Consider the following 21,974-nt stretch of genomic DNA (forward strand, 5'->3'; position numbering starts at 1 on the left):
AGATTATAAATAGATTATTTCATACAAACATGAAGATTAGTATGCCGATTACACATATTACTATATAAAGACCTTATACAGAATACACAAAAAACAGTTTCATAAAAATAATTTTTTGTATAAGTAATCAAAACTAACGTTCAGTTGTAATTTGCCATTTATTCCCATCCGTACTAATATGAATACGTCCCATCGTATCTGTACGGTAAATAGCAATATTATTTTCCTGCAAGCGTCGTAATGTCACATCGTGAGGATGACCATACTTATTATACATGCCATTTGAAATTAATGCACTTTCAGGCTTAATAGATTTCAAAAAATCTTCAGAGCTACTTGTACGTGAACCGTGATGACCTACCTTAAGAATACGAGCAAACAATCTGGAATTCTGCTCTTTTATAAGTTTTTTCTCTTCTTGCCATTCAGCATCACCCGTGAAGAGCATAGAAAATTTACCAAAGATTAATTTACCTACAATAGAATTATTATTAAGATCTGTCTCCCCTTTTTTATCAGTTAAAGGTTCAACCCAAGGAGCATATACTACAAAGACAGCACCATGTCCAAAATCAACTACATCTCCATTTCTCAAAGTAGTTCGTTGAATTTTATTTTTCTCAATCCACTTTTCATAAGTTTTGTACATATTATTATCAACGGCAATACCATCATCATATACATGTTCAATAGGCATAGCCTTTGCAATAGCATAGAAACCACCCATATGATCAGCATGAGGATGCGTGATAATAATATTTTTTAGCTTTGTTACACCCATAGTTTTAAGTTGAGCTACAATATTTTCACGATGTTCTATGTCACCAGTATCGATCATGCTATACTCATCGCCTACCTTAAGTAATATAGCATCCCCCTGACCAATATCTAGCATATATACATCTAGCTTACCTTCAGGGGTAGTCGTTTTAGTATCGATTGAGTAAGTCCCATTAGCGTTAGTAGTTACTCGATTTGCTGCGTTTGCTACATCATTATTTGTGCAGCCTGCAATGGCGAAGATAGGAATACATAATACCAACAAGAAAGCTATAAAGCGTTGTATTCTATTTGTCATTCATAATCTCCCAATAATTCACTAACCACGAAGCCTAAAGAAGCACTGACATCACTCGGAGTATAACCCCAACTCTTTGTTTCATTCAGAATATCTGCACTACGACTATGTACATAAACACCGAGAATAGCACTATCTTGTAGTGAATAACCCTGACTTATAAAACCAGCAATTACACCAGTCAGCACATCTCCCATACCGCCAGTACCCATGCCCGCATTACCGATAGTATTTACATACACCGTTCCATCAGGGAATGCCACAATTGAAGGAATTCCTTTTAGTACAAGAATAACTTGATGAGCCTTAGCAAATTCTCTAGCCAACGTGATATAATGACGCTCAATCCATTTAATAGGTAAATCAATAAGTCTACTAAATTCACCTAAATGCGGTGTCATAACACAATATGGAAGTTCTCTTTCCACTGTATATGCAGACTCAATATCACCATCTCGCAAAGCATCTTTATTAACACAACCAACATGTCCCACTGCATACAAAGCATCAGCATCTAGTACTAATGCTCCTTCGTAAGCATCTAAGATATGATCCACTAAATCACAGATTTCACGGGTGCGACCTAAACCAGGTCCCATAGCAACAACTTGACGACAATCAAAAAGTTCTTTATTAGTCTCTGTGGAAGTAACCATCACCTCAGGTATGACACGGCTTTGTACAATCTGTTTAATTATTTTGGGTACAGCTAATGTTACTTTACCAGCACCACTATGAACTGCCGCTTCAGCAGCCAAAATAGGGGCTCCTATCATATCATTTGAACCACCAATAATTAAAGTGTTTCCATTGACACCTTTATGCGCCATTGGAGTACGATAGTTGATAATTTTTTCTGCTAAATCAGAATCAATGGTTATAGTTCTAACACGTTCACCCAGTACCTGCTGCCAAGGAGCACCCAATGGAGCAACCACAGCGGTTCCTCCTACAGCCTTTCCGGGATATAATAACAAACCTTGTTTGATAGCTCCAAAAGTAACAGTATAATCATAGGTCAGTGTGCCTTCTGCTACATGACCAGTAGTAGCATCCAAACCTGCAGGTACATCAATAGCCCACAAATCAAAATTATACTGACTACGCATAGTATCAATATCATTCAATATATCGATGGTCACCTCTCTTAACCTTCCAGTAAAGCCCGTTCCCATGATGCCTTCCACAGCGATGGCTACGTTGGACCAATCATTGAATTCATCATACATATCGATGCTACAGCCCATAGCTTTGCAGCGCTCAATTTGCACTGCAAAAAGATCACTACACTTGTTTATATCTCCTACTAGTACAATTTGTGCTGGTACGCCTTGCTCCATCAAATGGCGAGCCGCTACAAGGCCATCTGCCCCATTATTACCCGTACCACATATAAATAAAACAAAACTATTTATGGAACGGCCATTATTCAGGGAAAATAAATCGTACTCTCCCCATAAGGCATCTACGATACCACGTCCAGCATTTTCCATGAGGATTTCTAAAGAAATTCCTAATTGCTTAGGAACCTCTCGATCTATAAATCGAGCATCTTCTGTAGTTAAAATATTCATCTTATGCTCCTTCAAGTATAACTGTACTCATTGCATAATCCTTGCAATGACTAATCGATACATGAATATCAGTATAACCTGATGTTTCGTAAATATCTTTGAAAGTATCTTGTAAACGAATTAAGGGTGCGCCCCATTCATCATGATAAATCTCTATATCTTGCCATGATCCATACCTCATCCCTATACCTAAAGCTTTAATAAAAGCCTCTTTTGCAGCATATATACCTGCAAAGGATTCGTAGCATCCTTTATTCCGACTTTTACAATATTCAATCTCATGAATCGTATAAACGCGCACTTTAAATGAACTTGATTTCTCTATAGCTTGACGTATACGGTCAATCTCTATAATATCATTCCCTAATTTCATAATAGCTCCTAAAATACTCTAATACTATTATTATACACTCATAAAGGGGATTAAAACATAAGTAGTATCTAGACATTTACCGAAAATGGTAGGCTAGACAAACTATAAATTTCAACTTTACCTTTGCGATTGACCGCCATATACATTTGACCATTTCGACAATCCATGTCTTCTACTTCCATTCCAGAAGCATAAGGGCTAATATTTTTAACAACTCCCTCTTCATCGACGTATACAAAGGTTGTCAACGTCGTAAATAAAGTATTTCCATTAGTTGCGTAAGCACCGTTATTATTTAAGTTTGTATGATTAGCATCAATTTTATAAGAACGAATACGATTAAAATTGGAGTCGTAATAATTAATTGTCCGTTCAGAGTTTGTTAAAGGCACAATTGATACATATTCATTGCGTACTTTATCATATGCAAAATTAAAAACTTTCTCTTTTAGTTTAATCGGTGCTTCAACAATCATGCTATCCGCTTCAATAGGAGTAAGGTTATATCCATTTACAACAGCATTTGTTGTATAGTAACGATTATTGACAGAATTATAAGTTAAGGTATTCATATGACCTAATAAACTTTTATAACTATACTCATATTTTGCAACAACAGTAAAAGTTTTTGGATTAATTTCATAAATAATTTGCTTCGTATTATCTGAATTAATACAAGCTAAAGCAAAAACGTCTTTTTTGGAATTATAACAAAATCCTTGGCACTGATTTACAGATCCATCTAATGGTATTTCTGCCAAGCGAGATAATGGCAATGGCATCTGTACAGCGCTAACCTGTTGAGTAAGTTTAGGAATATCAAAAATATTTGTAATATAATCAATTATACCTTGATCCATACTGTCACCTCACGAAATTAATAATGTATATTATAGTATATAAATTCATAAATATAAAAATAGGCGGTAAGACAAAAGTCTTACCGCCTAATGTTGGTGCCGGAGGTGGGACTTGAACCCACACGGTGTTACCCGCTTGATTTTGAGTCAAGTGCGTCTGCCATTCCGCCACTCCGGCGTATCGGAACATTTGTTATTATACAGACATCCCTAAGCAATGTCAACATATTTTTTATATTTCATCTAAAATATTTTGAACCCTTTTCATATCCGTATCACATTGTTGTTTCCATGTAAGTGCGACACCTGTAATATAGCCCTTACGGGCAAATTCTACATCTGTAGGAACACTTTCAGCACCATAGTCTAGCTCGCCAGCTAACCAATAATAATCCTGTCCTCTTGAATTAATGCGAGCTTCGATAATATTACTGTAGGTTTGTAAGCCTTGGCTCACCATTTTAAAATGATCCCAATCACATGTGCCACGTAATGGGAAGTTCACATTTAGTAAACCGCTAAACTGACCCGCCACATAAATTTTCTCAATCAATTCATGTATAAATGGATGCATCTCGTCTCCCCGTTCAACAGAATATCTCTCAACAGATAATGCTAAACCGGGAATACCGTAAAAACCACTTTCCATAGCTGCCGAAACAGTGCCGGAATACAATACATCAGAGCCTAAATTAAATCCATGATTAATTCCAGAAATTACAAGATCTGGCATATCATCAGTCAATAAATAACTGAGACCGAACTTCATGCAATCGGACGGCGTTCCCGTTAGAGCATAAAGGCGAGGATTTTCATCCTCGCCATTGCAAGCATCTAATTTCAATGGAACCTCGGTCGTCAATGCATGGGATTTAGCACTTTGCTCATTAGCAGGTGCTACAACGGTAATTCTATAATATTGACTTAAATACGATGCAAGATGACGTAAACCATCTGCTAAAATGCCATCGTCATTACACATTAAAATATGCATAGTCACTCCTACAGATTCTATTTTTCATTCTTATTCATATTGCCCATACGTGTTAATTTAACATCATCTAAGCCCACAGCTCTCGTATGGACTGTATGAGACCATACCTTATTATGACGGCGGAACCACCCTAAAATATTTACTGGAATCCAAGAGTAAACAAATAATGGATATAGTAAATAGTAGAACCAAATCTTTGGTGGTACCTTGATTTTCAACAATACAATTAATGGGAATAGATATTGACCAACACCTATAATTGTCCATACAGACATAGGCATAATTTGATACAAAATATTTGTATAAATTGGAGTATACGCATTGATGTAGGATAACACCAAGTATACGGTTGTCAACAATAAGAAATAAGGTTGACTCACTTGGAATATACCATCCAAAATCATAATATTCCCTGTTTTGATACCAATAGCAAATAATTTAGGAATATATCGACCCGCACAGTCAAATTGCCCCTGAGCCCATCGTAAACGTTGTCTGCAAGAAGCCATCATAGTCGTAACCTTTTCATCGTATACGATAGCATCATGCCCCCAACAAGTACGGATACCATGAGTCAATAGTTTCATGGAAAATTCCATATCTTCGGTTAAGCTATTGCAATCCCAACCGTATTCGCGAATAATAGATGTACGAATACACATGCCTGTACCACCTAAAGCCGTAGATAATCCAAGACGATATTTTGCTAAATGCCACATATGGTTAACCATCCAAAAGGCGATAGAGAACGTACCGGCTACCCAAGAGTCAGTTGGATTTTTAGAGTTCAAGTAACCTTGAATTACAGACTCACCTTTTTCAAGATGATCATTCATTTCTAACATAAATTGAGGATGTACTAAATTATCGGCATCAAAAATCAGGAATGCATCATATTTCCGATCCATTTGTTCTACCCGATCAAACATCCACCCCATGGCATAACCTTTACCTATTTCTTGTTTATTTTCACGTACATGTACATTAGCGCCAGCAGCACTTGCTACTTCCGCAGTCTTATCTGTACAGTTATCGGCAACTACAAAAATATCGTATAGATCATCAGGATAATCTAGGCCACGTAAGTTTTTAACTAACTCACCAACAACAGCTTCCTCATTATGAGCGCATACAACGATGGCAAAGGAATTTTTAGGGGTATAATTTTTATGTACTCGCGATCGCCACATACCTACGACAGCGAGTATAAAATAATAAACCGTATAAATTACGATTATTACCTGCATAGGAATCAGTAATAGATCCAGTAGGTAATTCATACTATTCTCCTCCACACATCTATTTACGCACTATATTTAAAGCCCCGTTAATAAGCCCAAACATTACATAGCCAGCAAAAATCATAACGGCCCATGTATGCCAATCATACACGAGACAAGCTATAACAAATATGGCTGTGAGTACAATAGAAAGTTTATTGATATAAATCTCACTTTTACCTTTAAAATCGGGATATTTAACTTCACTAACCATAAGGAGACCTATACCAATCATACAAACTACCAACACAAATTGAGGTACCGATACGCCACACAATACGTAAGTCGCCGCTAAACATCCAGCGGCTGGAATTGGTAAACCTTCAAAATAGCCATGAACTTCGTCAGTTTTAATATTAAATCGCGCTAAACGAAATGCACCAAGCACTGCAAAAGCTAATAGTGGCACATATGCAATCCATCCTAAACCATTTAATTCTTTCATATAAAGCATATAGGCAGGCGCTACACCAAATCCCACTACATCAGACAGAGAATCAAGTTCCCGGCCCATTGGTCCTGCAACGTTTAAAGCTCTTGCTACACGACCATCTAACCCATCTGCTACTAGAGACAATAATATACATATAGCTGCGCAGAAGGTATTATTTGTAGCAGACAACGTAATACCAAGAACACCAAATGCTAAATTTGCACTAGTAAATAAATTTGGAATAATAGATTTATTCATGTCGTAACCTCCCGATAACAGTATCACCGCCTGTAATATGTTGACCTTTTTCCACGAACAACTCTACATCCTTATCCATATAGAGCTCAGTACAGGAACCGAACTTAATCATCCCGTACAACTGACCGCGTTCAAGTACACTATCTAGGTCTGTCCAAGATACGATACGTCTTGCTAAAAGGCCCGCAATTTGCGTTACTAATACGGAAGTACGATCATTTTCAATACAAATAGTATGACGTTCATTTTCAAAACCTACATCATCTTTGAATGCTGGTAGGAAACTACCCATCGTATAGTGACGGTACGTAATTTTACCATCAATAGGCGCACGATTAGCATGCACGTCAAAAACAGATAAGAAAATAGTTACTTTTTTACACTCTTTATGTAAGTAAATATCTTCGTATACATCAGAAATATCCATGATTTTACCGTCCGCTGGGGATAAAATCAAATCTGGATCTTGAGGGATTACACGTTTAGGATTTCTAAAGAAATTGACGAAAAATAATGCCAGAATAAATGAAATAATCGCAATTACATAATGTCCTAAATATCCTAACACCACAGTGATAATGAGCATAGCTCCTATCAGAGGAAACCCTTCCTTAATTATTGGTCCTGTAGGCACGATTCAACACTCCTCTATTTATTTCTAATAACGGTCCACATAAACTTTGGAATAGCCAACATACGGCCAATCCGTTGAGGTTCTAAATATAATCGATACAACCATTCAAGTCGATTTCGTTGCATCCATTCTGGGGCCCGAGGAATATTACCTGCCAAGACATCAAAGGAACCACCAATTCCAATGGCAACTACGCCATCGAGGTGACTCAACTTTTCTGCAATCCATTGTTCTTGCTTTGGCACACCTAAGGCAACAAATACCAATTTTGCCTTAGATTCAGCTATAGATTTAATGATTTCTTGTTCCTCTGCACTATCAAAGAATCCGTCATGAATTCCTGCTATATTTAATGCACCTACCTGAGCAGATACATTACCAATCGCTCGTTGAGCAACACCAGGTGCCGCCCCCAAGCAGTATACAGGAATTTGATGAGTCGCCGCAACTTTAAACAATTCCATAGTTACGTCTACACCTGTTACGCGTTCAGGCACATGTTCTCCTTGACGCTCTGCAGCCCACAAAATGCCAGCCCCATCGGGAACGACGAGACTAGCATTATTCAATATGGAGTGCAATGTAGGATTTTCATTAGCCAACATAACCATTTCTGCATTAGCCGTTGCTACTAAATGTAGCCCCGGCTGTTCAGTTAATTGTAAAATACGTTGGACTGCCTCATCCATTGTGACACAATCGATAGGCACAGATAAAACAGAAATACGTTTATTCAATGTAATACTCCATTATCAACCACTATAATTTGGTGCTTCAACGGTAATGCTTACATCATGCGGATGACTTTCTTTCAAACCAGCCGCTGTAATTTGAATGAATTGAGTGTTTTCAATCATTTCTTGGATGTTATGACATCCACAATACCCCATACTTGCACGCAAACCACCAACCATTTGGAAAATTGTATCGGCCAGCATACCTTTATATGGTACACGACCTTCTATACCTTCAGGAACTAATTTCTTAGCTTCTGTTTGGAAATATCGATCTTTACTACCGAGTTTCATAGCCCCTAGACTACCCATGCCTCGATATACTTTATAAGAACGGCCTTGATAAATCACTGTTTCTCCAGGGCTTTCATCAGTACCCGCTAAAATATTACCCATCATAACTACATTAGCACCAGCCGCAATAGCTTTAGCAATATCTCCAGAATATTTAATCCCCCCATCAGCAATGATAGGAACTCCATAGCGACGCCCCACTTGAGCAGACTCATAGACTGCTGTGATTTGAGGTACCCCAATGCCAGCAATGACACGAGTTGTACAAATAGAACCAGGTCCTATACCAACCTTAACTGCATCAGCTCCGGCTTCGATAAGAGCCTCAGTGCCTGCTGCAGTTGCCACATTACCTGCAATTACAGGAATGTGAGGATACGCTTGTTTAATGTCCTTCAACGTACGAAGAACACCTGCAGAATGCCCATGGGCAGTATCAACAATAATTACGTCAGCTTTAGCAGATACAAGCGCATCAAGTCTATCATACAAATCTTGAGAAACACCTACTGCAGCACCAACTAATAATCGGCCACTACCATCCTTTGCTGCATTTGGATATTTAGTCGCTTTTTCAATATCTTTAATCGTAATTAAGCCTTTTAAGTTACCGTCGCCATCTACAAGAGGTAATTTTTCAATACGATGTTCGCTTAAGATAGCTTTCGCCGCTTCAAGAGATGTACCTTCCGGTGCAGTAACTAGGGAATCTTTTGTCATACATTCCCCAATTTGTCGGCTTAAATCAGTTTCAAAACGCATATCGCGATTTGTAATGATCCCTACTAGTTTACCATGTTCTGTGATAGGTACACCAGAAATTTTATATTTTTCCATAAGTTCTGCTGCATCGGATAGTAAATTTTGAGGGCTTAAGAAAATAGGATCAACGATAACACCGTGTTCAGAGCGTTTTACCTTGTCAACTTCATGAGCTTGCTCTTCAATAGACATATTTTTGTGGATAACGCCAAGACCTCCTTCACGAGCCATAGCAATCGCCATCCGTGATTCAGTAACCGTATCCATCCCAGAACTAATCATAGGAATATTTAATGTAATGTCACGAGTTAATTGAGTTTTTAACTCTACTTGATTAGGCAGTATATCAGAAGCTGCTGGTATTAATAATACATCATCAAAAGTTAGTCCACGCATACCGAATTTATCGTCTCTCATATTTCTTTCCTTTCCGTATAATAAAACAAAACTACGACCCGCCTAGTCCCTATGGACTAGGCGGTCAGTCGTAGCCTTAGCGTTCAGACCGCAAAATGCCGCCTTCCATATAATCGTCTTTTTTCATATCTACGAAGATAACTTTTACTGCATCAGCAGGAACATTTACGATATCAACCGCAGCTTTTGTAATTGCTTCACCTAATTGTTTCTTTTGTTCTTTTGTACGCCCTTCGACGAGCTCTACATGAATAATTGGCATATTAACCTCCATAGATGAAAAAATGAAATAAATTGTTTGTTCTATTATACGGTATGAAGGACATATAAACAAGGAAAAAAGCCAGATAAAATCTAATATTATCGATGCTTATATACTTATTAATCCTACCTCTTAATTATACAATATTCTTAGAAATTTTTCACCAAATCTTTTTTCTAATTCTTCTTTCATGATAGATTCTAATTTTTCTATTCCGAATTGATTTGCAAAATCTAGTACATCTTTACGAGCCTCTACTAAAATTTCAATATCTTTGATAATATTAGCAACACGCAAATCAGGTAGTCCTGATTGAGCTAATCCAAACAATTGACCTGAACCGCGAAGCAATAAATCTTGCTCTGCAAGCTCAAATCCATCCTGGATTTGTTCCATCAACTTTAAACGCTCTTGACTTACATCATTTTTAGAATCACTAACAAGAATACAATAGGACTGATGAGCGCCACGACCTACACGGCCCCGCAGCTGATGTAGCTGAGACAGACCAAATCGTTCTGCCCCTTCAACGCACATAATGGTCGCATTTGGCACATTAACCCCCACTTCGATAACTGTTGTAGAAACAAGTAATGAAATTTCACCCCTATGGAAGGCATTCATCACTTCATCTTTTTCACTCGGTTTCATACGACCGTGAACGAGGCCCACTTCATAGGCCTTATAAAAGTACTCTTTTAATTCTAGATACAATTCCTCAGCGGCTTGCAAGTCTAATTTTTCGGATTCTTCTACAAGAGGGCACACCACATAGACCTGACGCCCTTCCGCCATTTCCTTACCAAAGAAAGTGCGTAATCTCTCTTTATAAGAACTATCTACAGCATATGTTTTAACAGGTTTTCGCCCTGGTGGCATTTCTTTAATTAAAGATACTGCTAAATCTCCATATACGGATAATGTCATGGTACGAGGGATTGGTGTAGCCGTCATGATAAGTACATGAGGATATGTTCCCTTCTGTTGCAATCTCGCCCGTTGATCTACACCAAAGCGATGTTGCTCATCAATGATAACAAGGCCTAAATTATGGAAATTAACCCCCTCTTGGATAAGAGCATGCGTTCCAATGATCATTTGGATTCTGCCATCTGCTAAGCCCTCATAGATGCATTCTTTCTCTTTTTTCGTAGAGGAGCCAGTTAATAGTTCTATAGTAATACCTAAATTAGCACATACAGTTCGTATCCCTTCGTAATGTTGAGCCGCTAGAATCTCCGTAGGGGCCATCAATGCCCCCTGATACCCATTTTCAATGGCTTTTAATAAACTCAAGGTAGCCACAATAGTTTTACCAGAGCCTACATCTCCTTGCAACAAACGTTGCATAGGTCGTTCATCTTCCATATCAATACGAATATCCTCTAACGCTCGTTGTTGATCACCTGTTAAGGAAAACGGTAAATTCTCTATACACTGAGCCATTAGTTCCCCATTTGGTCCCATTTTAGGCCCTCTATGGCATTGTTCTTTATTTCGCAACAAAGCTAGGCCAGCTTGCATGACGAACAACTCTTCATAGGCCAATTGATAACGAGCCTTTTCATAGAGCTCTGAGGAGTCTGGGAAATGCATCATCTTAAAAGCATCATAGCGACTCATATAATGATGATCTTCACGAACCTCCACAGGTAAAATATCTGGTAATTCATGGTTAGCTGCGAACCAATTGCGTACAGTTGAACGAACCACAAACTGAGATACCCTATCAGCAAGCGCATAAATAGGAACAATACCTCGATCTGGTTCACCACCATCTCCTAAATTTTCCATTTGCGGTGTATTCATTTGCATGGAACCATATTGAAACTCAGCCTTACCATATGCATATATACACTGTCCTTTTTTGTAAAAGTTCTTTTTATACCCTTGATTGAACAAAACAATCTTCAAAGGTCCTGTGCCATCTGCAATGACTACCTCTAAAATAGACAATCGAGGGCGAGGTCGTTTCTCTTGTACAGCAATAACAGTACCTACCACACCACCTGTCATACCTGATTTTAAATCACCAATTCTATAAATCGTACGCCGGTCTTCATAGGTTCTGGGAAAGTAAGTCAATAAGGATGTAACATTGGTAATTCCCAATTTATGCAATTGTTTCTCACGACCAGGACCAATTCCCTTTATAGTCGTCAATCGTTCATCCATAAGAACTCCTTTAAATATACGATAAACACATGAGATATATCCAATTTTTGTATATCCTTGTGTAAAAGTCCATTTATATCTTAGAATATGATATATAGTATACCTTATATTGTAGTATATTTCATAAAAAGAGCAATATGTACGACAAAAATACTTGCTTTAAGCTATTCTTTATGATAATATACTTTTGTTATGTTATAGATTAAGCTTGGAGGTGGAAACTATGGCAAACCTTTGCGAAGTATGTGGTAAATCCACATCTAGCGGTATGAACGTGAGTCATTCTCACATTCGCACAAGAAAAACTTGGAAACCGAACATTCAAAGAGTACGGGCGGTTGTAGACGGTGCTACAAAAAAAGTAAACGTATGCACTCGCTGCCTTCGTTCTAATAAAGTTACACGCGCGTAAAATAAAAAGTACATGTACTCTTTGGGGTTCTAGAGCCCCAAAAAAAGCAGTTAGTTCAAAATGAACTAACTGCTTTTTTTGTTATTTATAATGTAATATTGGGAATATAATATTGCTTAAATAACTTAATAGCATATTGATCTGTTAAGCCTGCTACATAATCAACTACATCACGTGTAGAGTAAAACGCTTTACCTGTTTCACAGCCTTCCATATCATTAGGGTGTTCCATGAAGTGAGTAAATAGATTTTTCACCACATGGGATGCCTTTTTGCGATCTGGAATTAAAGCTGGTGCCAAATATACATGTTTAAACATAAATTGACGGAATAGATTCATCGTCATTTCCACATCAGCAGACATAGATATAGCTGGCTTATCCAAGGATTCGCGTACCATATCCTCTACCATTGCAGTAATCATACTGGATGGAGTCATACCAAAATGTTCGCGCACTTCAAAAGGCAACGCCTCTGCCGTCAACATACCTGCTCGCTGTGCATCATCAAAATCATGGCACAAATACGCAATACGGTCTACAATACGAATAATTTGACCTTCTAAGGTCACAGGAATTGTAGCCCCTGTATGACCTACGATGCCATCTCGAACAACGGTGGTTAAATTGAGACCTTGATGATCACCATGTCTTTCTAATACTTCAACCATGCGCAAACTTTGCTCATTATGATTAAAGTGCCCCACCATATCTCGCAATGCATATTCACCTACATGACCAAATGGTGTATGCCCCACATCATGGCCCATGGCAATAGCTTCCACAAGATCCTCATTTAAACGTAATGCACGAGCTACAGTACGACCGATTTGACCTACCTCAAGGGTATGAGTCATGCGTGTCCGATAATGGTCACCTGGCGCAATATATACCTGTGTCTTATGCTTTAACCGTCTAAAACATTTACTATGAATGATGCGATCCCGATCGCGTTGAAACGCGGTTCTAAGCGGATCAGGCTTTTCTTCTATATCACGGATTGCATCGCGGCTTTTAGCTGCATAGGGAGACAGAAGCAAAGCCTCCCTCTCCTCTATTTGTTCACGTATATTCATTTACCCTCCGACGCGCGATTTTTATCAATCAATTGCATAACAAGGGAAGCCGTTTCTTCAATGGATTTATTAGAAACATCTAACACTTGGCAGTGCAAACGACGCATAATAGCCTTTGCATAATCCAATTCAGATTGAATACGCTCAATAGATGCATAATTTGCTTCGTCTTCAAGACCGATAGCGCGTAAACGTTCACTACGAATATTATTTAATTTGTATGGATCTATAATAAGGCCCACGATTTTTTTTGCCGGAATCTTGAACAATTCCTCTGGCAACGGTACCTCTGGAACTAGTGGCAAATTTGCGGCTTTAATCTTTTTGTACGCCAAGAACATGGACAATGGTGTCTTACTAGTTCTAGATACACCAATAATAACTATGTCGGCCTTTTCAAAACCAGATGGATTTTTACCATCGTCATATTTCACGGCAAACTCAATAGCTTCAACCTTTTTAAAATACTCTTGGTCGAGTTTATGAACCATACCTGCTGTCATACGCGGTTTAGTAGTCGCGATAGTACCAACTGCATCGAGAACAGGCCCCATGATATCCACAGCCGGAATATTATATTCAGCCACCTTCTCATGCAAATACTTACGTAAAGACGCAGACACAATGGTATGGCAAATAACATGATTCCCACGTTTTGCGTCGTCTATGACCTCATCAATTTGGCTTTCACTATCAATATAGGGAACACGAACGATTTCAATTTGCTCCTTATCATATTGACTCGCCGTAGCTCTCGCTACAGCCTCAGCAGTTTCCCCCAGGGAATCCGATATTGCATAAATAATTTTTTCTGCCATTCTATCAACCTCAGTGTATGCTACATTCTAAAAATACTTTTGCTACCGTCGTTTTTGATACACGGCCCACAACCTTTAAACGTTTCTTGTTACCTATATCCTCACGAACGACGACAGGTAAACAATCTACTTCATAATCTATCATTTTCTGTGCAGCCTCTACCAAAGTATCGGTAGGCTCCACCGATATAACCTTGCTTACAGGGGTCATAATCATAGATATAGGCATGGTATGCGAATCTGTTTGTCCCATAGAGGCGCGTAATAAATCTTTTCGAGATACCACACCTACTAGGTATGAGCCATCACACACTAATATGGTGCCTACATCCTCTGTAAATAATGTGACAATTGTATCATACAAACTCGTATCCCCATTGACCACAACTGCTTGAGATAATACATCGCTTACCAGAAATGACTTCAATCGCTCAGCCGTTTGTGTTTCTTTTGAAAGTCCAACATAGTAATAGCCTACGTTTGGACGTGCATCTAACACACCTAACATGGTCAATACAGATAAATCTGAGCGCAACGCAGATCTTGTGACCTCTAAGTGTTCAGCAATAGCACTACCTGTTACAGGACCTTCTTCGCGAACGATTTGAGCAATTTGTTCTTGTCGTTTTGACAGTTTCACACGGTAACCCCCTTTCATCTCTGTTTGTATTATATCCTAAGTTACCATTCAGAAAAAGAGGAGACCCACAGGCCTCCTCTTTCACTATAACTATATTATTACCAAATTAGTTCGTCAGATTCTTGACGACCACGACCAGTCATAGCATCGAGCATAATTCGTTGTTCGATTTGAGCCACCATTTTCTTAGTATTAACTACTGCATCAGGATTAACAGAAATGGAGTCGATACCGCTCTTCACAAGGAATTCGCAAAGTTCAGGGTATACGCTTGGCGCTTGGCCACAGATAGATACAGTCTTACCATCTTTATGAGCCACTTCAATGAGGTGACGAATTGCTCTGCGAACTGCTAAATTACGTTCATCATAGATATGTTGAACTGTTTCGTTATCGCGATCACAACCAAGTACAAGCATAGTCAAATCGTTAGAACCGATAGAATAACCATCTACGTATTTATTAAATTGATCAGCTAAGATAATATTGGATGGAATCTCAGCCATAAGCCATACTTTAAAGTCTTTGCTGCGTGCAAGACCTTCTTGAGCCATTAAGTTAGTTACTAATTCAGCTTCTTCCACAGTACGGCAGAATGGAATCATAACTTGTAGATTTTTGAAACCAAATTCGTTACGTACTTTTTTGATTGCTTCTAATTCTAATTTGAAAGCAGGTGTGTACTTAGGATCATAGTAGCGAGATGCGCCACGCCAGCCAAGTAATGCACTAGATTCATGTGGTTCATATTTATCGCCACCTTTAAGGTCACGGTATTCGCTAGATTTGAAGTCGCTCAAACGAACTACTACTTGGCGAGGGGCTAATGCTTGGCATACTTTACGCATACCTTCCGCCAATGTATTTACAGCGAAGTCACTGCGCCCTGTTTCGATAAGGTGCAATGGATGTTCATGAATAAAGGTTGTCCAAATGAACTCTTCGCGCATGAGACCAATGCCATCACATGGTAGTACACCATATTTTTGAGCCAAATCAGGATCACCTAAGTTCATATAAATCTTAGTGCCTGTTACAGGTACATATTCAGCTGCTACCCCTGTAGAAACTTGAGCTTCAGGCTTTTTAACGATATCTTCTAATACGCCATCGTATACAATACCATTTGTAGCATCAACGGTAATCATTTGACCATCTTTAATAGAGGTAGTCGCTTCATGACTACGGCTCTTAGTACCTACGATACAAGGAATGCCAAGCTCACGGCTAACGATAGACGCATGACAAGTCATACCACCAGCGTCAGTAACAATTGCTTTTGCTTTCTTCATGGCTGGCACCCAATCAGGAGCTGTCATAGCTGTAACAAGGATTTCGCCTTCTTTGAACTCATCGATATCCTCAGGATTGATGATAACATGAGCTTTACCTGCTGTATTACCAGGGGATGCTGGCAAACCTTTTACAATAATATCGCGATTACCTGCATCTAATGTGCTAGCTTTTTCGGACGTTTCTGATTTTTCTTTGCGGGACCAAACTGTTTCTGGACGAGCTTGCAAGATCCAAATCTTGTCATTGCGTTCATCTACGCCCCATTCCATATCCATGTAGCAACCATAATGCTTTTCAATTGCTTTTGCATATTCTGCAAGTTCCAAAACTTGAGCATCTGTAATAACTTGTTGTTTTGCTTCGTCAGCTGGAACCACTTCTTCAACACAGTCACCATCGGCTTTACGAACAAGGCGAACATGTTTATCGTTAATCATACGGTCCGTAATTTCCATCTTTTCTTTATCCACACGGAAATTATCTGGTGTAACCGTACCTTGTACAACATATTCACCAAGACCCCAAGAGCCTTCAATAAGAATATTGTTATCATTACCTGTTACAAGATCAACAGTAAACATTACGCCAGCTGCTTTAGAGAATACCATCATTTGAACTGCAGCACTCAATGCTACTGTCATATGATCGAAGCCTTGTTTTACACGATAATATGTTGCACGATCTGTGAATGTAGATGCGTAGCATTCTTTTACTTTTTCGATAATTACGTCAGCACCGCGTACATTTAAATACGTATCTTGTTGGCCTGCGAAGCTTGCATCTGGCAAATCTTCTGCTGTTGCACTAGAACGAACAGCTACAAATGGATTTTCTTCGTTCACTTTTTTACCAAGTTCTTCATAAGCATGACGGATAGCATCTGCCAAGTCTTTTGGCATTTCTTCCTGACAAATCATGCGGCGAATCTTAGCACACACTTCGCGCAATAATGCAGAATTTTCTACATCATCTAAAGCATCAAGCTCAGCCCGGATTTTATCTTCCAAACCTGTAGCTTTCATAAACTCACGATAACCATGAGCAGTTGTTGCAAAGCCATAAGGTACAGGTACATTAGTGGAGGATGTCAATTCCCCTAATGAAGAAGACTTGCCACCTACTAAATTAATATCTTCACGTTGTAATTCATCAAACCAAAGTACGTATGCTGTTTCGCGATTCATGTGAGAACCTCCTAGATTAATTAGTGCAACACATTAAACCTTTTACACATAAATAGTATACCTTAATTTGTAATCTGTCAATTTTTATAGGCATTATTATGTAAATGAACTTCCTTATATATATCTAAAAAATTCTTCAACACTCGTCCTGTTAGTCCCCATATAGTGTATTGTTTATAGGGATAGAAATAGACGGAATAGTTTTGTCTAATTTTCCAGTCGATATTATATCCTTCTAATAGATGAAATGGAAAATCTTTTAACGGCTTAGTTCCAATGTCTAGGTGACCTACGGTCGGTTCCATATCTAATAGATATTGTAAGGGAACTGTAAATACCTCACCTACTTCATCGGAATTTGGTTTTAAATCACTTGTATGTAGGCGCACGACGACCGCATATAGTTTTACACCAATAGCAGATACTAAACAGTCTAAATTTCCTAGCAGTTCAATTTGATCTAAGTCTATACCAAGTTCCTCAGAGCATTCACGCATGGCTGCATGAGCACCACTTTTATCATTAGGTTCACAGTGCCCACCAGGGAAACTGATTTCACCGGGTTGACGTCGCAATGTATTACTACGCACGGTAAACACCACATGATCTTCTCCATCGATTTCTAATAGAGGCACGGCTACTGCCGCCGTAATAACATCAATATCTGTAAGAACAGTATGTTCTCGTTGTGATAAAAGGTTACTTAATTTCTTGTCCATAAATGGTCCTCACACAAGTTATAATCTATTTTATACAATATTTGTAAAAATCTTTTATGTATCAAATTTGTATTTTATTTTTATATTTATATTGTCTTTGTATATTCATTATACATTAACTTATAAGTCAATTTCTTGCTTCACAAACAACAGATTCAGTAGATAGATAATCTTATAAACAAAATAGACAGAAAAAACTGTGATGAGAAATCTAAACCTCATCACAGTTTTTTATTAGTTAAATTTAATTTTTACAAATTTACGTTTCCCAACTTGAACGATCATGCCATCTTCTAGCTTAAGGTTTTCTTCCGTATATTTTTCACCATTTACTTTGAAAGCACCTGCTTTAATGGATCGACGGGCTTCACCATTGGACGCAGTTAAACCAGCATCTGTACAGAATTGTGGGACAAAGATTGGTTCTGTTGGTGCAACCATAACGTACTCAGGAATATCTGTAGGCATGGCGCGTTGTTGGAACACCCGTTTAAACTCTTCTTCCGCTTCGAGAGCAGCTTCTTCACCATGATACAAGCGAACAATGGTACGAGCCAATTGCATTTTAGCATCACGTGGATGTAACTCTCCGGATTCTAGACGTTTTGCCATGTCCTCTTGCTCTTCGATAGACATATCTGTAACGAGCATGAAATAACGCATCATCAATTCATCAGGAATGGACATCGCTTTACCATACATTTCTTTAGGTTCTTCATCAATACCGATATAATTGCCCAAAGATTTACTCATTTTTTGAATGCCGTCAAGTCCTTCAAGCAATGGCATTGTAATAACAACTTGTGGCTCTTGACCTTCTAACTCTTGTAAATGACGCCCCATCAACAGGTTGAAAGTTTGGTCTGTGCCACCAAATTCAACGTCTGCATGTAATGCAACAGAATCGTGACCTTGCATCAATGGGTACATGAACTCATGCACGCCAATAGGACGACCTTCTTTAAAGCGTTTGCTGAAATCATCGCGTTCCATCATACGGGCAACTGTATAGGAGCTAGCCAAACGAAGTACGTCAGCAAAGTTCATAGATTCTAACCATTCGCTATTGTCACGAACGATTGTTTTTTCAGGATCTAATACCTTGAAGATTTGTGTTTTATAAGTTTCAGCATTTTTCAATACTTCTTCTTTTGTTAATGGTGGACGGGTAACACTTTTACCAGTAGGATCACCAATACGAGCAGTAAAGCCACCGATGACGATCACTACTTGATGACCAAATTCTTGGAATAAACGCAACTTGCGAAGAGGTACAGTATGCCCTAAATGAATATCTGGAGCCGTTGGATCCAAACCTAGTTTTACAACTAGTGGTTTATTTTCCTTAATGGACTTCTCTATTTTTTTTACAAGATCTTGTTCGTTAATTAAATCCGCTACACCATGTTTAATTTGGCGCACTTGTTCTTGAGCACTAATCATGATAATCCTCCTAGAAATACTATTGTTTAAGTATACCATTATCTAAAAACTTTCACAATTATATATAGTATTGGATTTAAACCATTTATGATATAATATTTATAACTGCGTAATAGAATTTACGTTATATTTACTAAAAGAAAAAAGAGGTGACTCTATGAGTAGTAACTCAAATACGAGAACCAATCGCCGCTCAAATGGCAATGGTTCTACACCGAAGAAAACAAATCCTAAGCGTCTATTTTGGATTTGTACACTTCTCTTTATACTCATCGTAGCCGGTGGTGGCTGTGGTTTCATAAGTGCCACATTATCAAATCTACCGGATGTATCCAATGTACGCCCTTCTGCATCGTCTCAGATTTATGACGTGCATGGCAATCTCATTACTACGGTTCACTCCACAGAAAATAGATTACCAGTACCTCTAAAGGATGTACCAAAAGATTTACAGAATGCCTTTGTGGCTACAGAAGATTCTCGGTTCTATACGCATCATGGTATTGACCCAATTGGTATTTTACGTGCCGTATGGGTAAACATTGTACATAGCGGCGTATCTGAAGGTGGTTCCACAATTACTCAACAGTTAGCTCGTAATGCATTCTTATCTCAAGATAGAACATTAAAACGTAAAATTTCCGAAGCTTTATTAGCCCTTAAAATTGAACAACATTACACCAAGGATGAAATCCTTGAAATGTATATGAACCAAATCTACTTTGGTCAAGGTGCTTACGGTGTACAATCTGCATCTCATGTATATTTTGGTAAGGATGCTAGTGAGTTAACACTTGCACAAGCGGCTCTCATTGCTGGTTTACCACAAAGCCCTAACTATTACTCCCCATTTAATGATTTGGAGGCTAGTAAAAAACGTCAAGCCGTCGTATTGGGCCAAATGGTAAAATATGGTTATATTACACAAGAGCAAGCTGACGAAGCTCGCCAAGCAGATTTAGGTTTGATAGCTAAACAAGAACAAGCTCATGAGAAATCTAATGCATCTTACTTCATTAACTATGTTATTTCTCAAATTTCTGAAAAGTACGGCGATGATGCCATCTATAAAGATGGATTAAAAATCTATACTACTCTCGATATGGATGCGCAAAATGCTGCAGTTGCAGCAATGCAAAACTTACCTAATTACTACACTGATAAAAATGGATTATCTCAACCACAAGGTGCTATAGTAGCTATGAACCCTCACAATGGTTACATTGTAGCCATGGTCGGTGGTCGCGGTGACGACGCTTTCAACCGCGCTACACAAGCAGAACGTCAACCTGGTTCCACTATGAAACCTTTCGTTTACTTAGCAGCTATTCAATCAGGTAAAACTCCTGGTTCTATAGTTGAGGACAGTCCTGTTACTTTCGGTAATTGGAGTCCTAAAAACTATGAAAACGACTACGAAGGTAATATTACATACCGCTACGCATTACAACATTCTCGCAACGTAGCAGCTGTAAAAGTTGCCGATGAAATAGGTATGACTAAAGTTATTAATCTTGCTAAAGAAATGGGTATCTCTACTCTAACTGATCAAGATTACAACTTATCGACAGCACTTGGCGGTTTAACTCATGGTGTTACACCTCTTGACATGGTACAGGCTTACGGTGTACTTGCTAATGGCGGTATCAAGGTTCAACCTACAGCCATCCTTAAAATTGTAGATCGCAACGGCCAAGTTGTAGAAGAAAACTCTATCCAAGAAAAGCGCGTTATTGATGAAAAAGATGCGGCCATCATGACTAATATGCTAGAATCTGTTATAAATGGTGGTACTGGCGGTAATGCAGCCATTGGTCGTCCTGCAGCAGGTAAAACAGGTACCACTGATGACTCCAAAGATGCTTGGTTCATAGGTTACACTCCAGATTTAGTAGCTGCTGTTTGGATTGGTGATGACTACGGCACTGAAACATTACACGGTATTACGGGTGGTAGTACACCTGCTGTTATGTGGGGTCAATTCATGGCTAATGCTCTTGCCAATACTCCAGCATCTGACTTCCCTGTCCCAGCTAGCGCACAATCAGCAATCTCTGAAGGTTACGTCAATCCTGCAAAAGCACAACCTAAAAAAGAAGATAAAAAGGACGAAAAAGCAGATAAGAAAGACGATACAGGCAAAACTACAGATGAAAAAATAAAAAGTAATGACAAGCCTCAAAAAGAAGAGGTTACAGAACAAAAATCAAATTCATCGAAAAATAAAAAGTCTAAAAAGGAACGCTAATTCAACAGTAG

Annotated in this window: 20 protein-coding genes and 1 tRNA gene; 2 read left to right on the plus strand and 19 right to left on the minus strand. The window is 38.6% G+C overall.

What is annotated here, in order from left to right:
* Window positions 1–133: 133 nt before the first annotated feature.
* The 13 genes from KHY58_RS01580 to recG all read right to left on the minus strand — a co-directional run bounded on the left by KHY58_RS01580 (window position 134) and on the right by recG (window position 12,128).
* A complete protein-coding gene (locus KHY58_RS01580; RefSeq protein ID WP_105086745.1) occupies window positions 134–1,078 on the minus strand; it encodes a ComEC/Rec2 family competence protein in 945 nt (314 codons plus the stop codon).
* Window positions 1,075–2,652 carry an NAD(P)H-hydrate dehydratase gene (locus tag KHY58_RS01585; RefSeq protein WP_105086746.1) on the minus strand — a complete coding sequence of 526 codons (1,578 nt, stop codon included), beginning with the start codon at window positions 2,650–2,652 and terminating at the stop codon, window positions 1,075–1,077. Before KHY58_RS01585 ends, KHY58_RS01580 begins: the two co-directional genes overlap by 4 nt.
* Window position 2,653: 1 nt before the next feature.
* Window positions 2,654–3,025 carry a holo-ACP synthase gene (gene acpS / locus KHY58_RS01590; RefSeq protein ID WP_105086747.1) on the minus strand — a complete coding sequence of 124 codons (372 nt, stop codon included), beginning with the start codon at window positions 3,023–3,025 and terminating at the stop codon, window positions 2,654–2,656.
* Between the two features lie 68 nt (window positions 3,026–3,093).
* Window positions 3,094–3,885 (minus strand): hypothetical protein, encoded by a 792-nt coding sequence (locus tag KHY58_RS01595; RefSeq protein ID WP_105086748.1) that lies wholly within the window; start codon window positions 3,883–3,885, stop codon window positions 3,094–3,096.
* Window positions 3,886–3,979: 94 nt separating this feature from the next.
* Window positions 3,980–4,063: transfer RNA gene (locus KHY58_RS01600), tRNA-Leu, on the minus strand.
* 54 nt (window positions 4,064–4,117) lie between these two features.
* Window positions 4,118–4,879, minus strand: coding sequence for a 5'/3'-nucleotidase SurE (surE, locus tag KHY58_RS01605; protein WP_004697320.1), 762 nt, complete (start codon window positions 4,877–4,879; stop codon window positions 4,118–4,120).
* A 17-nt stretch (window positions 4,880–4,896) separates the two neighbouring features.
* Window positions 4,897–6,159, minus strand: a complete 1,263-nt coding sequence (locus KHY58_RS01610) for a glycosyltransferase family 2 protein (RefSeq protein ID WP_004697272.1) — start codon at window positions 6,157–6,159, stop codon at window positions 4,897–4,899.
* Window positions 6,160–6,178: 19 nt separating this feature from the next.
* Window positions 6,179–6,850, minus strand: a complete 672-nt coding sequence (gene pssA, locus KHY58_RS01615; RefSeq protein ID WP_039964980.1) for a CDP-diacylglycerol--serine O-phosphatidyltransferase — start codon at window positions 6,848–6,850, stop codon at window positions 6,179–6,181.
* Entirely contained in the window at window positions 6,843–7,484 is a 642-nt protein-coding gene (locus KHY58_RS01620) for a phosphatidylserine decarboxylase family protein (RefSeq protein WP_004696080.1), read from the minus strand. Before KHY58_RS01620 ends, pssA begins: the two co-directional genes overlap by 8 nt.
* 14 nt (window positions 7,485–7,498) lie before the next feature.
* Window positions 7,499–8,221: a WecB/TagA/CpsF family glycosyltransferase gene (locus tag KHY58_RS01625; protein ID WP_008714075.1), complete on the minus strand. Its 723-nt coding sequence runs from the start codon at window positions 8,219–8,221 to the stop codon at window positions 7,499–7,501.
* A 15-nt stretch (window positions 8,222–8,236) separates the two neighbouring features.
* The gene (guaB, locus tag KHY58_RS01630) at window positions 8,237–9,691 is read right to left on the minus strand and encodes an IMP dehydrogenase (RefSeq protein ID WP_004696085.1); all 1,455 of its coding nucleotides are present in this window, start codon (window positions 9,689–9,691) and stop codon (window positions 8,237–8,239) included.
* A gap of 76 nt (window positions 9,692–9,767) precedes the next feature.
* Window positions 9,768–9,953, minus strand: coding sequence for a 4-oxalocrotonate tautomerase (locus KHY58_RS01635; RefSeq protein ID WP_004696087.1), 186 nt, complete (start codon window positions 9,951–9,953; stop codon window positions 9,768–9,770).
* Window positions 9,954–10,085: 132 nt separating this feature from the next.
* Complete coding sequence (gene recG / locus KHY58_RS01640; protein ID WP_278471645.1) at window positions 10,086–12,128, minus strand: ATP-dependent DNA helicase RecG; 2,043 nt, start codon at window positions 12,126–12,128, stop codon at window positions 10,086–10,088.
* A gap of 223 nt (window positions 12,129–12,351) precedes the next feature.
* Between recG and rpmB the strand changes: the two genes are divergently transcribed.
* Window positions 12,352–12,540 carry a 50S ribosomal protein L28 gene (gene rpmB / locus KHY58_RS01645; RefSeq protein ID WP_008601135.1) on the plus strand — a complete coding sequence of 63 codons (189 nt, stop codon included), beginning with the start codon at window positions 12,352–12,354 and terminating at the stop codon, window positions 12,538–12,540.
* An 85-nt stretch (window positions 12,541–12,625) separates the two neighbouring features.
* Here rpmB and KHY58_RS01650 read toward each other — a convergent pair whose 3' ends face one another.
* The 6 genes from KHY58_RS01650 to tyrS form a co-directional block, all read right to left on the minus strand.
* Complete coding sequence (locus KHY58_RS01650; protein WP_024061865.1) at window positions 12,626–13,615, minus strand: deoxyguanosinetriphosphate triphosphohydrolase; 990 nt, start codon at window positions 13,613–13,615, stop codon at window positions 12,626–12,628.
* Window positions 13,612–14,433 carry a pyruvate, water dikinase regulatory protein gene (locus KHY58_RS01655; RefSeq protein ID WP_008601139.1) on the minus strand — a complete coding sequence of 274 codons (822 nt, stop codon included), beginning with the start codon at window positions 14,431–14,433 and terminating at the stop codon, window positions 13,612–13,614. Before KHY58_RS01655 ends, KHY58_RS01650 begins: the two co-directional genes overlap by 4 nt.
* 10 nt (window positions 14,434–14,443) lie before the next feature.
* Window positions 14,444–15,073: a helix-turn-helix transcriptional regulator gene (locus tag KHY58_RS01660; protein WP_232191990.1), complete on the minus strand. Its 630-nt coding sequence runs from the start codon at window positions 15,071–15,073 to the stop codon at window positions 14,444–14,446.
* Between the two features lie 98 nt (window positions 15,074–15,171).
* The gene (gene ppsA, locus KHY58_RS01665) at window positions 15,172–17,553 is read right to left on the minus strand and encodes a phosphoenolpyruvate synthase (RefSeq protein ID WP_278471651.1); all 2,382 of its coding nucleotides are present in this window, start codon (window positions 17,551–17,553) and stop codon (window positions 15,172–15,174) included.
* 77 nt (window positions 17,554–17,630) lie between these two features.
* Complete coding sequence (locus KHY58_RS01670) at window positions 17,631–18,272, minus strand: NUDIX hydrolase (RefSeq protein WP_060918885.1); 642 nt, start codon at window positions 18,270–18,272, stop codon at window positions 17,631–17,633.
* A 234-nt stretch (window positions 18,273–18,506) separates the two neighbouring features.
* A complete protein-coding gene (tyrS, locus tag KHY58_RS01675) occupies window positions 18,507–19,715 on the minus strand; it encodes a tyrosine--tRNA ligase (protein ID WP_278471655.1) in 1,209 nt (402 codons plus the stop codon).
* A 157-nt stretch (window positions 19,716–19,872) separates the two neighbouring features.
* Between tyrS and KHY58_RS01680 the strand changes: the two genes are divergently transcribed.
* Window positions 19,873–21,963 carry a transglycosylase domain-containing protein gene (locus tag KHY58_RS01680; RefSeq protein ID WP_278471657.1) on the plus strand — a complete coding sequence of 697 codons (2,091 nt, stop codon included), beginning with the start codon at window positions 19,873–19,875 and terminating at the stop codon, window positions 21,961–21,963.
* Window positions 21,964–21,974: the final 11 nt, after the last annotated feature.

The sequence above is a fragment of the Veillonella parvula genome (genome assembly GCF_018366295.1).
GTDB lineage: Bacteria > Bacillota > Negativicutes > Veillonellales > Veillonellaceae > Veillonella > Veillonella parvula_P.